Origin of the sequence: Pantoea dispersa, assembly GCF_014155765.1 — a bacterium.
Taxonomy (GTDB): Bacteria; Pseudomonadota; Gammaproteobacteria; order Enterobacterales; family Enterobacteriaceae; genus Pantoea; species Pantoea dispersa.
On sequence record NZ_SCKT01000001.1, the window covers coordinates 1,359,209 to 1,372,650 of the forward strand.

The following is a 13,442-nucleotide window of genomic DNA, read 5'->3' on the forward strand; positions in this document are numbered from 1 at the left end:
AGATGACACCTGAACATATCGATCGTCCGGCGATACTGGCTGAAGTCACCGCCGCGTTTTACCGCTACGAGCAGGCGCTGGTGAGCAATGATGTCGCCGTGCTGGACGAGCTGTTCTGGCACGATGCGCGTACGGTGCGACTCGGTGCCGGAGAGAATCTGTACGGGATTGACGAAATTCGCGCCTTTCGCGCGGCGCGTCCGTCAAAGGGGCTCGATCGCACGCTGCGCAATACGGTGATCACCACCTTTGGCGATGACTATGCGGTGTGCAGCACCGAGTTCACCCGCGAGGGCGTGGAGAAGACTGGCCGTCAGCAGCAGACCTGGGTACGGCTGCCGTGCGGCTGGCGCATCGTGGCAGCGCAGGTGAGTTTGATGAGCTGACGCAGGCGCGAGTGTTGCCCTCTCCTGGCAAGAGAGGGCAAAAACGACCTGATATCCGTGAAAGGTAAGGCCGCTTACGCAGCCGGATGCGTCTTCATCCAGTGATCGGCAATCTGCTGACGCGTGCACACCCACACCTTTTCGTGCTGCTGAATATGGTCGAGGAAACGCTGCAGCGCGCGGAATTTCCCCGGACGCCCCAGCAGACGGCAGTGCATGCCAATCGACATCATCTTCGGCGCCGTCGCGCCCTCTTCATACAGTACATCAAAGGTATCGCGCAGATAGGTATAGAACTGCTCGGCGGTGTTGAATCCCTGCGGCGTGGCGAAGCGCATATCGTTGCACTCCAGCGTATAGGGAATGATCAGATGCGGCTTCACCGTGCCGTCCTGACAGGTGACCTGCGTCCAGAACGGCAGATCGTCACCGTAGTAATCGCTGTCGTAGCTGAAGCCGCCCTGCTCGACCACCAGCCGCCGCGTATTGGGGCTGTCGCGCCCGGTATACCAGCCGGTGGGTGCTTTACCGAATAGCTCGGTGAGCACGTCCACTGCCTGCTGCATGTGCTGACGCTCGGTTTTGGCATCCATCCCCTGATAGTGAATCCAGCGCCAGCCGTGGCTGACCACATCGTAATCGGCGGCTTTGATGGCCTCGACAATCTGCGGGTGCCGCGCCAGCGCCATCGCGACGCCAAAGATGGTCAGCGGCAGGCCGCGCTGCTGAAACTCCTGATGGATGCGCCAGAAACCGGCACGCGATCCGTACTCATACAGGGAATCCATCGACATGTGGCGATCGGCATAGCTGGCGGCACCGATGATGTCGGAGAGAAACTGCTCAGAGCCCGCGTCGCCGTGCAGCACATTGTTTTCAGCGCCCTCTTCATAGTTGAGCACGAACTGCACCGCCACCCGCGCCTCACCCGGCCACTGCGCGTGCGGCGGCTGGCCCGCATAGCCAATCAGATCGCGCGGATAGTTTTTGTTGAAGCTGTACTCTTTCTTTTCAGATACATCACTCATTCTGCAAGTTCCTGTCATCAGTCCTCAACCAGCCCTTAGTTTAGGTGCTGAAATGCCGCGCTGAGCGGTTTTTTAATCGGGTAAGCCAGATCGCCGTGTTTGCTGGTACCAAAGCCCAGCGCCAGTAATGACTCGACCATTTTCACCGCCGCACTGACGCCATCAATCACCGGCAGGCCCAGCTCTTTAGTCAGATCCTGCGCCAGCGACGCCATGCCGCCGCAGCCCAGCACAATCGCCCCGCTGCCATCTTCACGTTTCGCCTGCAGGCAGCGCTCGCGCACTTTCTCCTGCGCGACGCCGCTGCCGTCTTCAAGCGCCAGCACCGGCAGATCAATAGCGTGCAGCGCGGCACAGTGATGGCTGAATCCGTACTGCTGCAGCAGATGGCGGGCGATCACCAGCGTGCGCGGCAGCGTGGTGACAATCGAAAAGCGCGTCGCCACCAGCGTCGCGGTGTGCATCGCCGCTTCGGCAATGCCAATCACCGGTCCGCTCGCCAGTTCGCGCGCCGCCAGCAGTCCCGGATCGCCAAAGCAGGCGATGATATGGCCGCTGACGCCCTGCTCTTTGCCGCGTTTTACCTGTTCCAGCACGCCCACCGCGGCAATCGCTTCATCAAAGTGTCCTTCAATGGAGGGCACGCCCTCGCTCGGGCACACCGCCACAATCTCCGTGCCAGGTGCGGCCACGGCGCGCGCCGCTGCACCGATGGTCGCCGTCATGGCGGCGCTGGTATTCGGGTTGATCACCTGGATCAGGCTCATGATGCCGCTCCTTTATGACCGGCAAATAACCGGGTGAAATCAGGCAGGGTTTCGCCGCTGCGTTCAAAGTGCAGGCTGGCGACGATATGTTCGAAGTGATGCTGCAGCGCCGTAGTTAACGCCGGCAGATCTTTTTGCCGCAGCAGATCCACCAGCCGATCGTGATGATCGCAACGACAGCCGCGCTGCCACGGTGCACCGTAAGCGGCGATCACCAGCGAGGAGCGCTGCGTCAGGCGCGTCACCATGTCAGTCAGCACCTGGTTGCCGGAAATCGCCTGCAGCTGGATATGAAAAGCCGCAGACAGACGGATGGCAGCGGCTCCGTCGTGCTGCTGGTGCGCCTGCTGCTCGTCGGCAATTAAGCCACTCAGCGCGGCGAGATGCGGCGGCTGCAGATGCGCCAGCACCGCCGGCAGATTGGCACACTCCAGCAGGCTGCGCGTGGCGAAGATGTCGCGCGCTTCCTCCACGCCCGGCGTCGCCACCTGTGCACCACGTCTGGGCGACAGGGTGATCATTTGCACCGCCGCGAGGCGCTGCAGCACCTTACGAATGCCGGTGCGGCTGACGCCAAACACCTCCGACAGCGCCTCTTCCGGCAATTTGCTGCCCGGCGGCAGCTGGTGCTCCACGATGGCGTTCAGCAACGCCTGATAGATAGGTTCGTCTCTGTCATTCAGATCGGCAGCCGTTTTCTGGCCTGTTTCACTCTTCATTACCCGCTCCGGCAAGTGACTGTATGCAGACATCGTATACGTGAAATTCATTTTTTGTATACAAGAAATCAATTCTGGCCTGGATCCTGCAATACCGTTTCACGCTGTCATTATTTTTCCATGAAGTTAAGAGGAGCAGGTTTCATGCCAAATCATTCTGAAGTGACCTCTGCGGTGGCCTCTGAAGCCAACGCCCATTACAGCCCGCGTCTGTGTAACGACGACCTGGCGCCGACCCGCAACCAGAACTGGTCGTGGTACAACATTTTTTCGTTCTGGATGTCGGACGTGCACAGCATGGGCGGCTATGTGGTGGCGGCCAGCTTCTTCACCCTCGGTCTGGCCAGCTGGCAGGTGCTGCTGTGTCTGCTGGTGGGAATTTGTATCGTGCAGCTGTGCGCTAACCTGGTGGCGAAGCCGAGCCAGATGGCCGGCGTGCCTTATGCGGTGATTTCGCGTCAGGCATTTGGCGTGTTCGGGGCCAACATCCCGGCGGTGATCCGCGGGTTGATCGCCTTCGCCTGGTACGGTATTCAGACCTATCTGGCGGCGAATGCGCTGATGCTGGTGCTGCTGAAGTTCTATCCGTCGTTAAGCAGCATGACGCAGAGCAGCTGGCTCGGCCTGTCGCAGCTTGGCTGGTGCTGTTTCGGCGTCATGTGGCTGCTGCAGGCAATGGTGTTCTGGCACGGCATGAGCGCGATTAAACGCTTTATCGATATCGCCGGTCCGGCGGTGTACGTGGTGATGGTGGCGCTGGCGGGCTGGATTGTATACAAAACCGGTTTTGACGGTATCTCCTTCACCCTCGCCAGTAAATCACTGAGCGCGGGCGAGCAAACCTGGCAGATGATTACCGCGACCGCGCTGGTGGTCTCTTATTTCTCCGGTCCGCTGCTCAACTTTGGTGACTTCTCGCGTTACGGCAAAAGCATGGGTGAGATCCGCCGCGGCAACCGCTGGGGCCTGCCGTTCAACTTCCTGCTGTTTTCGATTGTGACCGTGGTCATTGTCTCGGGTACTCAGTCGCTGTTTGGCAAAATGATCACCGACCCGATCGAAACCGTGAGCATGGTAGGTAACGATGTGGCGGTCGCTATCGGGCTGCTGACTATGATTACCGCCACCATCGGCATCAATATCGTGGCGAACTTCGTTTCGCCAGCGTTTGATTTCTCTAACTGCTCACCGCAGAAGATCAGCTTCCGCGCCGGTGGCATGATTGCCGCCGTGGGTTCAGTGCTGTTGACGCCGTGGAATCTGTTCCAGTCGCCGGAGCTGATTCACTACACGCTGGATGTGCTGGGATCGTTTATCGGGCCGCTGTTTGGCATTCTGATCGCCGATTTCTACCTGATCAAACGCAGCAAGGTATACGTTGATGACCTGTTCAACGATACGCCAAAAGGCCGTTACTGGTATCGCGGCGGTTTCAATCCGAAAGCGATTGCTGCACTGCTGCCTTCCGTCGGCATTTGTCTGGTGATTAGCTTTATTCCGTCCCTGCACGCGGTGGCGAACTTCAGCTGGTTCATCGGCGTGGCGCTGGGCGCTGGCTGCTACCGCTGGCTGGCGCGCGCTGAACGTGAAGTGCCGCAAGCCACCTATCGTGCGGAAGTGGCGGTACAGAAGGATTAATGCGCTGACGGTCGCCATGAATGGCGACCGTACGCCAGATGGGTATGATTTAGAAAAGCAAAAAGCCGATGCATTGCTGCATCGGCTTCTTTAAAGAGATTGGCGGAACGGACGGGGCTCGAACCCGCGACCCCCTGCGTGACAGGCAGGTATTCTAACCAACTGAACTACCGCTCCGCGCTTTGTTCCCCGTCGGGAACGAGGCGCATATTAATGGCAGCCTCATCCCTCGTCAACGCTTTTTGCAGGGGAATCTCTCGTTTGCCGCTTTTTTCAGCTTAACGACGCTTTTCCACGCAAAATCAGCGGCTTCAGGCGCGCCACAGGCAGCTGCCGCCCTTCTTTTGCACCAGATCGAGCCGGCTCTCATGCGCCATTATTTCTTCATCGCTGGCGCTAACCACGCGCAGGCCGGCGCCCGGACGAACGATGCGCTGTATATGCTCGCCTGCCACCTGATTGCTCTGCTCGCCTTCCATCGAAAACGCCAGCGAGGTCTGGCCGCCGGTCATGGTGAGGAACACTTCGGCCAGAATCTCGGCATCAAGCAAAGCGCCGTGCAGCGTACGTTTGCTGTTGTCGATCTCGAAACGGTTACACAGCGCATCCAGGCTGTTGCGTTTGCCCGGAAACATTTTACGCGCCATCGCCAGGCTATCGGTGATCTGACAGAAGGTTTCTGTCTTGCCGATGTCACGCTGCAGCATGGCAAATTCGTAATCCATAAAGCCGATGTCGAACGAAGCGTTATGAATCACCAGCTCCGCGCCGCGAATATAATCGAGGAATTCGTCGGCGATTTGCGCAAAGGTCGGTTTATCGGCGAGGAATTCATCGGCAATACCGTGTACGCCGAACGCTTCCGGATCCACCAGCCGATCGGGCTTGAGATACATATGGAAGTTGTTGCCGGTCAGGCGACGGTTGATCACCTCAACCGCACCGATTTCAATGATGCGATGTCCTTCGTAATGCACCCCGATCATGTTCATGCCGGTGGTTTCGGTATCGAGGACGATCTGGCGGTTATTTGCAGTGCTCATAGGACTCGTTTTATGTCAGACTTGACGTTTTGTCAGAAGGAAGTCTACCAGAGATGCGCAAACAGGTAGAAATATTCACCGATGGATCCTGCCTGGGCAATCCCGGTCCCGGCGGCTACGGCGCCATTCTTCGCTACCGCCAGCACGAGAAATTATTCAGCGCCGGCTACCGCCTTACTACCAATAATCGCATGGAGCTGATGGCGGCCATTGTGGCACTGGAAGCGCTGACCCAGCCGTGTGACGTGGTGCTCAGCACCGACAGCCAGTACGTGCGCCAGGGCATCACCAGCTGGATTCACAACTGGAAAAAGCGCGGCTGGAAAACCGCAGAAAAGAAGCCGGTGAAGAACGTTGATCTGTGGCAGCGACTCGACGCGGCGCTCAGTACCCATCAGATTCAGTGGGAGTGGGTAAAAGGCCATGCCGGTCATCCCGAAAACGAACGCTGTGATGAACTGGCACGCAGCGCTGCCGGCAATCCTTCCCTCGACGATATTGGCTATCAGGTTGAGTCCTGATCGCTGGCTTCACGAAACTGCCGCGTGGCATTGACCGCTGGCCGTAACTGGGTTTTGCCGGGCATCATCTTCACTTTGCCCGGCGTCAGCGGGAAGGTGCGCTTACGCGCAACCACGATATTCAGACAGCCCAGCGCCGGCAGGTGCGTGCTGATCATCTTCCCGCCCTGGCGGTGCCACGGCACCACCTGAAAACGCGTACGATACACCACTTCATAGTTGAGTAAGCTCAGCCAGTCGAGCAGGCGCACCTGGCTGAACATCCGTCCGCTCCACGGTGCGCGGCGCTGTAATCCGGGCAGGCCTTTACTGATGCCCAGCAGGCTGAACGGATTGAAGCCGCTAATAATCATCCAGCCGTCATCAATCAGTACACGATCCACTTCGCGCAGTACGCGGTGCGGATCCTGGCTCCAGGCCAGCGTGTGCGCCAGCAGACAGGCATCAATTGATTTGGACTCAAATGGCAACTGCGTTGCGCTGGCGATGACGTGCAGCCCATCGCCCTCATCGCCCACATTAACCTGATGCGATATGGCACACTGGCGGGTATTGATTTCTGCGCTGAGGCTGCCAATTTTAAGCATATGAAAGCCGTACAGCTTGCCGAGATACGGTTGCAGTTGCTGGGTTAACGCGTCGCGGAAATAGTCGCCCCAGGGCATATCCTGCCAGGAGCGCGGCGCAGTCAGGATTTGGCGTGTTTTCGCTGGCTTCATGCTCTACCATTTTCCTTTTTCTACGACCTGAGAGGTGTTTATGAATCTTACCAGTATTCCCGCGTTGCAGGATAACTACATCTGGACACTGAACGATGAACAGGGACGCTGTCTGATCGTCGATCCGGGTGAAGCCCGGCCGGTGCTGGAAAAAATTCACGCCAATCACTGGCAGCCGCAGGCCATTCTGCTGACCCATCATCATCACGATCACGTGGGCGGCGTTAGCGAACTGCTGGAGCACTATCCACAACTTGAGGTTTATGGTCCGCAGGAGACCGCCGATAAAGGCGCGCGCACTATTCTCAGTGACGGTGATGAATTTACGCTGCTCGGGCTAAATTTCCGCGTCATCGCAACGCCTGGACACACTTTAGGACATATCTCATATTTCAGCTCACCTTATCTTTTCTGTGGCGATACGATGTTTTCGGGTGGCTGCGGACGACTATTCGAAGGCACTGCGCAGCAAATGTTTGAGTCGTTTCAGGCGCTTAATCAACTCCCTGCCGATACGCTTATCTGCTGTGCGCATGAATACACTTTATCCAATATGAAGTTTGCTGCGGCTATTCTGCCTCAGGACCCGAAAATTTTGGCAAGGTATCAGCAAATTAAGGACTTACGCGCAGAAAATCGCATTACTTTGCCAACAAAACTGGCGCTTGAGCGTGAAATAAATTTATTCCTGCGTACGCAAGATCCTGATTTGCAAAAGGCTTTAGGCATTAATGTGTCGTCGGCTCCGTTATGGCAGACTTTTGCCGATCTACGCGAGAAGAAAGACCGTTTTTGATATTTCTGGTTGTGTTGTGCCGGTCGCTAACGTATAGTTGCTCGTCTTTTAAGCGAACTATTGACACACACATGAAGGCTAAAGCGATATTACTCGCCTCGGTCTTGCTGGTTGGATGTCAGGCATCAAGGAATGACGCCAGTATCCCGGTACAGCATGCACAGAGTCTGTCTTCAGCTGGTCAAGGTGAAAATGGAAAGTACGGAGATCGCTTGTTGTCGCCGCGCTGGCAAGATGATGGAACCAGCCTCGCAGAAGACACTGATCTCTGGAATCACATTAGTGACGAGTTGAAGATGGGGATTCCGGAAAACCCGCGAATCCGCGAACAAAAAACAAAGTACTTAAAAAATAAGAGCTATCTCCACGATGTAACATTACGGGCAGAGCCGTACATGTACTGGATTGTCGAGCAGATACAGAAACGTAAAATGCCGATGGAACTGGTACTGCTACCCATAGTGGAGAGCGCTTTTGACCCACACGCAACCTCTTCTGCGAATGCCGCTGGCATCTGGCAGATCGTTGCGCAAACGGGCAAAAACTATGGTTTGAAACAGAACCAATGGTATGACGGACGCCGCGATGTGGTGGCCTCAACCAAAGTTGCGCTGGATATGATGCAGCGTCTGAACGGCATGTTTGACGGTGACTGGTTACTGACCATCGCCGCCTATAACAGCGGTGAAGGGCGTGTGCTGAAGGCGATGAAACAGAACAAGGCGCGCGGTAAGCCGACCGACTTCTGGCATTTATCGCTGCCACGCGAGACCACGGTTTACGTACCTAAAATGCTGGCCCTGAGTGATATTCTCAAGAACAGCAAGCGTTACGGTATTAAGCTGCCAACCGCGAATGAGAGCCGTGCACTGGCTCGCGTTGAAGTGGGACAGCAGATTGAACTGACGCAGGCCGCAGATATGGCCGGTATGTCGCTCAGCAAGCTGAAGACATTCAATGCCGGGTATAAAAACGGCACCACCGCGCCAAACGGACCGCACTATATTATGGTGCCAAAGTCCAACGTGGCTCAGCTGCGCAATTCACTGGCTTCCGGTGATATTGCTGCGGTACAGCCCGGCGAGCTGGCGAAAGTCAGCGCTGCAGGCAATAGCTATAAGGTCCGCAAAGGCGACACCTTATCGGGCATTGCCAGTAAGCTTGGTGTGAGCGTTAGTGCACTGAAGCAGCAGAATAACCTGCGCAGCGCGTCAGTACGCATCGGTCAGACACTGACCGTTGGTAGCAAAGCTGGCGCGTCGCAGCTGGCGGATAACGGAAACAGCATCACCTACCGTGTACGTAAGGGTGATTCTTTTGCCAGTATCGCCAAACGTCACGGTGTTAACACCAAAGACGTGATGCGCTGGAACAGTGACGCTAAAGACATTCAGCCCGGCGACAAGCTGACGCTGTTTGTCAAGAATAGCGCAACACCTGATACCTGATGCACCGAAAAGGCTGACTTTTGTCAGCCTTTTTCATTATTTACATTTTCCCGTTCCCGCAGTCAGACACACTCACGCGTAAACCTGGTTATTTTCGCCGTTGCGCCATGCCTGTAGCGGTCTGAAGTGGTTTATTGAGCAGGATGCGGCTTCAGCGCTGTGAATTATTCGCTTTGGCGCGCCGCACTGAGCTTAGCGTTTAGCCGCGCCTGGACTGAATTCAACCAGCAGAGGATTATGGTCAGAAGCTCGCGTCACCAGCACCGACGCCTCGCTGACCTTCATATCGCGGTAAAAGACAAAATCCAGCGGGCGGCCAAAGGCTTTGCGCCGATGATCATCAGTAAAGTTTACTTCGCGCAGCGCCATCTCACGGGCAAAGCGGTAGAGCGCGTTCATACGCTGGCGGCTCCAGGCATTGAAGTCGCCGGCCATGATCACCGGCCCGCGATGATGCTGGATTTGCTCGCCAATCGGCCCCAGCTGTTTGCTGTACACATCAACGCCGAGGCTGAAATTGACCGCATGAATGTTGACCACCATCAGCATTTCGCCGGTGGGAAGCGGATAGGCAGTGACCAGAGCGGATTTAGACAGCCTCAGTAGCGGCTCACGCTCACGCAGCGGACAACAGTAGACCGGATGGGCAGAAGCCAGCGTCATGACGCCAGAGGGGTGTTGCGGCAGCACAAAGGCCGGTACCTGATCGGCCGCCAGATAATTGCTGGTGGCGAACTGCACCAGTTCCGGTGTGGTCTGCGCCTCCTGCAGCAGCACCAGATGGGCATCTTTACCGAAGCCCTGCAGTACTGACATCCAGTCTGCCCGCTGCTGTTTGAAGATATTCCACACCAGCACGCGCAGGGTTGGGTCGGCTGGCAGCGGTGCACCGGGCGGTAACGCCTGCCCAAGATGCAGCATCGCCCCTGGCGGAAAAATCCGCTCAGCAGGCTGACCTGCTACATACCGCATTGCATAAGTTTTTTTTCGCACTGTCCCGCCTGGCTGATTTACGACTACAACTTCACCTGACTGTTATAGGGATTTTAGCGCGGGGTTTCAATTGCTGTTATTGATTGTCGGAATTCGCCTCACAGCCAGCAACGGCAACAGCCCGCCATGCGGCAGGCTGTTGTGTGGCTTATTCCATGACGGCCGCCGCGCGTGGCTTATCCAGCTGGCCGCTGAGGCGGACCAGCAGCAGAGCCGCAAACACGATGACGGCCCCCACCCATGGCGTCTGCGCCAGACCGTAATGTTCCACGATGTGACCGCCGACAGTTGAGCCCAGTGCGATGCCAATATTAAAGGCCGCGATATTCAGCCCGGACGCGACATCAACTGCGCCTGGCGCATAGTGTTCGGCCTTTTGCACCACGTAAACCTGCAGGCCCGGTACGTTAGCAAAGGCAAAGACGCCCATCACCAGCACCGTGAGCAGCGCGGGGTAATGCATGCTGGCGGTGAACTGGAATACCACTAACAGTATGGCCAGCGCGATAAAAATCAGCGTCAGCGCCGGTACCGCCCCGCGGCGATCGGCCAGCCTGCCGCCCCAGGTATTCCCGATCGCCACTGCAATACCGTACCCCAGCAGCACGCCGCTAACGGCGGTCGGCGAGAAACCGGCCAGTGACTGCATCATCGGTGCTAGGAAGGTAAAGGTGGTAAAGATGCCACCGTAGCCCAGCGCGGTAATCGCGTAAATCAGCAGCAGACGCGGATTGATCATCACCGCGGCCTGTTGTGCCAGTGAAGTGGCAGGCGGCTGTGCGATGTTACGCGGTACCAGTATCATACTGCTGACCAGTGCAATCACACCCAGCAGAGAGACCGCCAGAAAACTTTCACGCCAGCCAAAATGCTGACCAATCAGTGTGCCAAGCGGTACGCCGGTGACCAGCGCCACGGTTAAGCCGCCAAACATGATGGCTATCGCACTGGCAGCCTTCTCTTTGCTTACCAGGCTGGTCGCAATGGTTGAGCCGACGGAGAAGAAAACGCCGTGCGCCAGACCGGTCAGCAGACGCGCCATTACCAGCGTTTCATAGTTGGGTGCCAGCCAGGCCACCAGATTACCGACGGTAAACAGCGCCATCAGACCCATCAGCAACTGCTTGCGCGGCAGCTTGCCGGTTAAGGCGGTGAGCACTGGCGCGCCGACGGCCACGCCAAGCGCGTAGATGGATACCAGCATCCCGGCAGAAGGTAACGTAATGCTGAGCTGTTCAGCGATGGTCGGAATCAGCCCGACGATAACAAACTCGGTGGTTCCGATAGCGAAGGCGCTGATGGTCAGCGCCCAGAGTGCAAGTGGCATGGTTGACTCCCAATAATGTTTTGATGGGCGCCATTATCGACTCGTGCTTTAATAACAAAAAGAAGCAAAATAACAATAAACTTTTGCCTGATGAGGCATAATGAAGGCATCTTCAGAGGAGTTAAAAGTCTTTATCGCTGTGGTGGAAAGCGGCAGTTTTAGCCGTGCAGCGGAGCAGTTACAGATGGCCAATTCAGCGGTGAGCCGCACGGTGAAGAAGCTGGAGAACAAGCTTGGCGTGTCGCTGCTGACGCGTACCACCCGTCAGCTGGCGCTGACTTATGAAGGCGAACTCTATTTCCGGCGCGTGCAGAAGCTGATCCTTGAGATGGCGACAGCAGAGAATGAGCTGATTGAGCGCCAGCAGGCGCCACAGGGCGTGCTGCGCATCGACGCGGCAACACCGGTGATCCTTAACCTGCTGATGCCGATGATTAAACCCTTTCGCGAGCGCTATCCGGCGGTCACGCTATCGCTAATCTCCTCTGAAAGCTTTATCAACCTGATCGATCGTAAAGTGGATGTCGCTATTCGTGCCGGAGATTTAACCGACTCCACGCTGCGTGCCCGGCTGCTGTTCACCAGCTATCGTAAAATGGTCGCTACGCCAGGTTATCTTGCGAAATATGGCACGCCGGCGTCGGTGGAGGCGCTGGCACAGCATCAGTGCCTCGGCTTTGTCGAGACGCCTCGTCTCAATCGCTGGCCCGTGTCGGCCAATGGCAGCGATCTGTATGAAATTGACGCGGCGATGTCATCAAACAGCGGAGAGACAATCAAGCAGCTGTGCCTGAACGATCAGGGTATCGCCTGCCTGTCGGACTTTATGGTGAATGCGGAAATTGCGGCGGGCACTTTTGTTGAGGTGCTGGCGCACCAGTCGGTACCGGTTGAGATGCCTTTTAATGCGGTGTATTACAGCGATTTAGGGGTGAGCCAGCGCGTGCGGGCCTTTATTGATTTTCTCAGCGAGTGGGTCAGTGATCAGCCCTGGCGCGTGCAGGGCTGATGCATGGAAGAATTAATCCCAGTCTGGTGCCAGGCCTTCCGGGCTGACCAGACGCTGCTGGCGATCCAGCGCGGCGATCTGCGCCATGTCGTCCGCATCCAGTTTCAGATCCTGCGCCGCCATATTGCTGGCCAGGTTCTCACGCTTGGTTGAGGAGGGGATCACGGCATAACCCAGTGCCAGTGCCCACGCCAAAACAACCTGCGCGGGTGTGGCCTGATGTTTCTGCGCAATCTGCTTTATCACCTGTTCTTTTAACGCTTCGCCATATGCCAGCGTCATGTATGAAGTGATGTGAATGCCCTGCTGTTTCGCGAACTCCACGACCTGGCGATTTTGCAGGAACGGGTGCAGCTCAATCTGGTTGGTCGCAATGTTCTCTGCGCCCACAGCGGCAATGGCCTCTTTCATCAGGGCAATCGGGAAGTTAGAGATACCAATCTGACGCGTCAAACCCGCCTCTTTCGCTGCCATCAATGCCTGCATGCTCTCTTTGACCGATATCGCTGCACCCGGCGATGGCCAGTGAATCAGCGTCAAATCGACATAGTCGGTACGCAGTTTCGCCAGGCTCTGCTGCAGGCTGGGGATCAGTTTATCGGCGGCGAGATTCTCAATCCAGATTTTAGTGGTGATAAACAGCTCATCACGTGCCACGCCGCTTTCGGCAATAGCCTGACCTACGGCAGCTTCGTTTTCATAAATTTGTGCGGTATCGATAGTGCGATAACCGAGTTCCAGTGCGGTTTTCACTGAATGAATAACGACATCGTCCTGCAGACGAAATGTTCCTAAACCAAAAGCGGGGATTGTCATGTTTTCCTCATTATTGCGTTGAATGTTGCGATGAGGCGTATTGTGGCAGGATTATTGTTGCTGAAATATCCGCTTATGAGCAGAGGAATTTTGCGTTTTACTCAACAATGGCAGGTTTTTAGCGGACATGAAAAAGCCCTGACTTTACATTCAGGGCTTCTCAATTTAAGTGGCGGAACGGACGGGGCTCGAACCCGCGACCCCCTGCGTGACAGGCAGGTATTCTAACCAA

General features: G+C 56.5%; 14 protein-coding genes and 1 tRNA gene. 6 read left to right on the forward strand and 9 right to left on the reverse strand.

Translation table 11 applies throughout. The features are described from left to right. Window positions 1-2 precede the first annotated feature (2 nt). A complete protein-coding gene (gene hpxZ, locus H7K56_RS06585) occupies window positions 3-386 on the forward strand; it encodes an oxalurate catabolism protein HpxZ (RefSeq protein ID WP_059010985.1) in 384 nt (127 codons plus the stop codon). Between the two features lie 74 nt (window positions 387-460). Here hpxZ and puuE read toward each other — a convergent pair whose 3' ends face one another. Genes puuE through H7K56_RS06600 form a run of 3 tightly spaced genes read right to left on the reverse strand, consistent with a single transcriptional unit; the run spans window position 461 to window position 2,900 of the window. Next, on the reverse strand, window positions 461-1,414 hold the full coding sequence (gene puuE, locus H7K56_RS06590; protein ID WP_059010983.1) for an allantoinase PuuE: 954 nt from the start codon (window positions 1,412-1,414) through the stop codon (window positions 461-463). A 35-nt stretch (window positions 1,415-1,449) separates the two neighbouring features. Then, the gene (hpxA, locus tag H7K56_RS06595; protein WP_021507303.1) at window positions 1,450-2,181 is read right to left on the reverse strand and encodes an allantoin racemase; all 732 of its coding nucleotides are present in this window, start codon (window positions 2,179-2,181) and stop codon (window positions 1,450-1,452) included. Continuing rightward, the gene (locus tag H7K56_RS06600) at window positions 2,178-2,900 is read right to left on the reverse strand and encodes a GntR family transcriptional regulator (protein ID WP_104092602.1); all 723 of its coding nucleotides are present in this window, start codon (window positions 2,898-2,900) and stop codon (window positions 2,178-2,180) included. The genes hpxA and H7K56_RS06600 overlap by 4 nt, the downstream gene beginning before the upstream one ends. Before the next feature lie 144 nt (window positions 2,901-3,044). On the opposite strand from H7K56_RS06600, the gene H7K56_RS06605 reads away from it, so the two are divergent. Next, complete coding sequence (locus H7K56_RS06605) at window positions 3,045-4,538, forward strand: NCS1 family nucleobase:cation symporter-1 (RefSeq protein ID WP_104092601.1); 1,494 nt, start codon at window positions 3,045-3,047, stop codon at window positions 4,536-4,538. A 100-nt stretch (window positions 4,539-4,638) separates the two neighbouring features. On the opposite strand, the gene H7K56_RS06610 is transcribed toward H7K56_RS06605, so the two are convergent. Both H7K56_RS06610 and dnaQ read right to left on the reverse strand, forming a co-directional pair. Next, a tRNA-Asp gene (locus H7K56_RS06610) sits at window positions 4,639-4,715 on the reverse strand. Window positions 4,716-4,849: 134 nt separating this feature from the next. Further along, entirely contained in the window at window positions 4,850-5,581 is a 732-nt protein-coding gene (gene dnaQ / locus H7K56_RS06615; protein WP_058776026.1) for a DNA polymerase III subunit epsilon, read from the reverse strand. Window positions 5,582-5,634: 53 nt separating this feature from the next. On the opposite strand from dnaQ, the gene rnhA reads away from it, so the two are divergent. After that, window positions 5,635-6,102, forward strand: coding sequence for a ribonuclease HI (gene rnhA, locus H7K56_RS06620; protein ID WP_010616975.1), 468 nt, complete (start codon window positions 5,635-5,637; stop codon window positions 6,100-6,102). On the opposite strand, the gene H7K56_RS06625 is transcribed toward rnhA, so the two are convergent. Further along, a complete protein-coding gene (locus H7K56_RS06625) occupies window positions 6,087-6,821 on the reverse strand; it encodes a class I SAM-dependent methyltransferase (protein ID WP_059010982.1) in 735 nt (244 codons plus the stop codon). The genes rnhA and H7K56_RS06625 overlap by 16 nt on opposite strands. 40 nt (window positions 6,822-6,861) lie before the next feature. On the opposite strand from H7K56_RS06625, the gene gloB reads away from it, so the two are divergent. Further along, complete coding sequence (gene gloB / locus H7K56_RS06630; protein WP_021507308.1) at window positions 6,862-7,617, forward strand: hydroxyacylglutathione hydrolase; 756 nt, start codon at window positions 6,862-6,864, stop codon at window positions 7,615-7,617. A 71-nt stretch (window positions 7,618-7,688) separates the two neighbouring features. After that, window positions 7,689-9,065 carry a murein transglycosylase D gene (mltD, locus tag H7K56_RS06635; protein ID WP_031279674.1) on the forward strand — a complete coding sequence of 459 codons (1,377 nt, stop codon included), beginning with the start codon at window positions 7,689-7,691 and terminating at the stop codon, window positions 9,063-9,065. A gap of 192 nt (window positions 9,066-9,257) precedes the next feature. On the opposite strand, the gene H7K56_RS06640 is transcribed toward mltD, so the two are convergent. Both H7K56_RS06640 and H7K56_RS06645 read right to left on the reverse strand, forming a co-directional pair. Further along, a complete protein-coding gene (locus tag H7K56_RS06640) occupies window positions 9,258-10,058 on the reverse strand; it encodes an endonuclease/exonuclease/phosphatase family protein (protein ID WP_031279675.1) in 801 nt (266 codons plus the stop codon). A gap of 148 nt (window positions 10,059-10,206) precedes the next feature. Next, on the reverse strand, window positions 10,207-11,385 hold the full coding sequence (locus H7K56_RS06645; RefSeq protein WP_150361881.1) for an MFS transporter: 1,179 nt from the start codon (window positions 11,383-11,385) through the stop codon (window positions 10,207-10,209). A 100-nt stretch (window positions 11,386-11,485) separates the two neighbouring features. On the opposite strand from H7K56_RS06645, the gene yafC reads away from it, so the two are divergent. Beyond that, complete coding sequence (gene yafC, locus H7K56_RS06650; RefSeq protein ID WP_150361882.1) at window positions 11,486-12,394, forward strand: DNA-binding transcriptional regulator YafC; 909 nt, start codon at window positions 11,486-11,488, stop codon at window positions 12,392-12,394. A gap of 12 nt (window positions 12,395-12,406) precedes the next feature. Here yafC and dkgB read toward each other — a convergent pair whose 3' ends face one another. Continuing rightward, on the reverse strand, window positions 12,407-13,210 hold the full coding sequence (gene dkgB, locus H7K56_RS06655; RefSeq protein ID WP_150361883.1) for a 2,5-didehydrogluconate reductase DkgB: 804 nt from the start codon (window positions 13,208-13,210) through the stop codon (window positions 12,407-12,409). Between the last annotated feature and the right edge of the window lie 232 nt (window positions 13,211-13,442).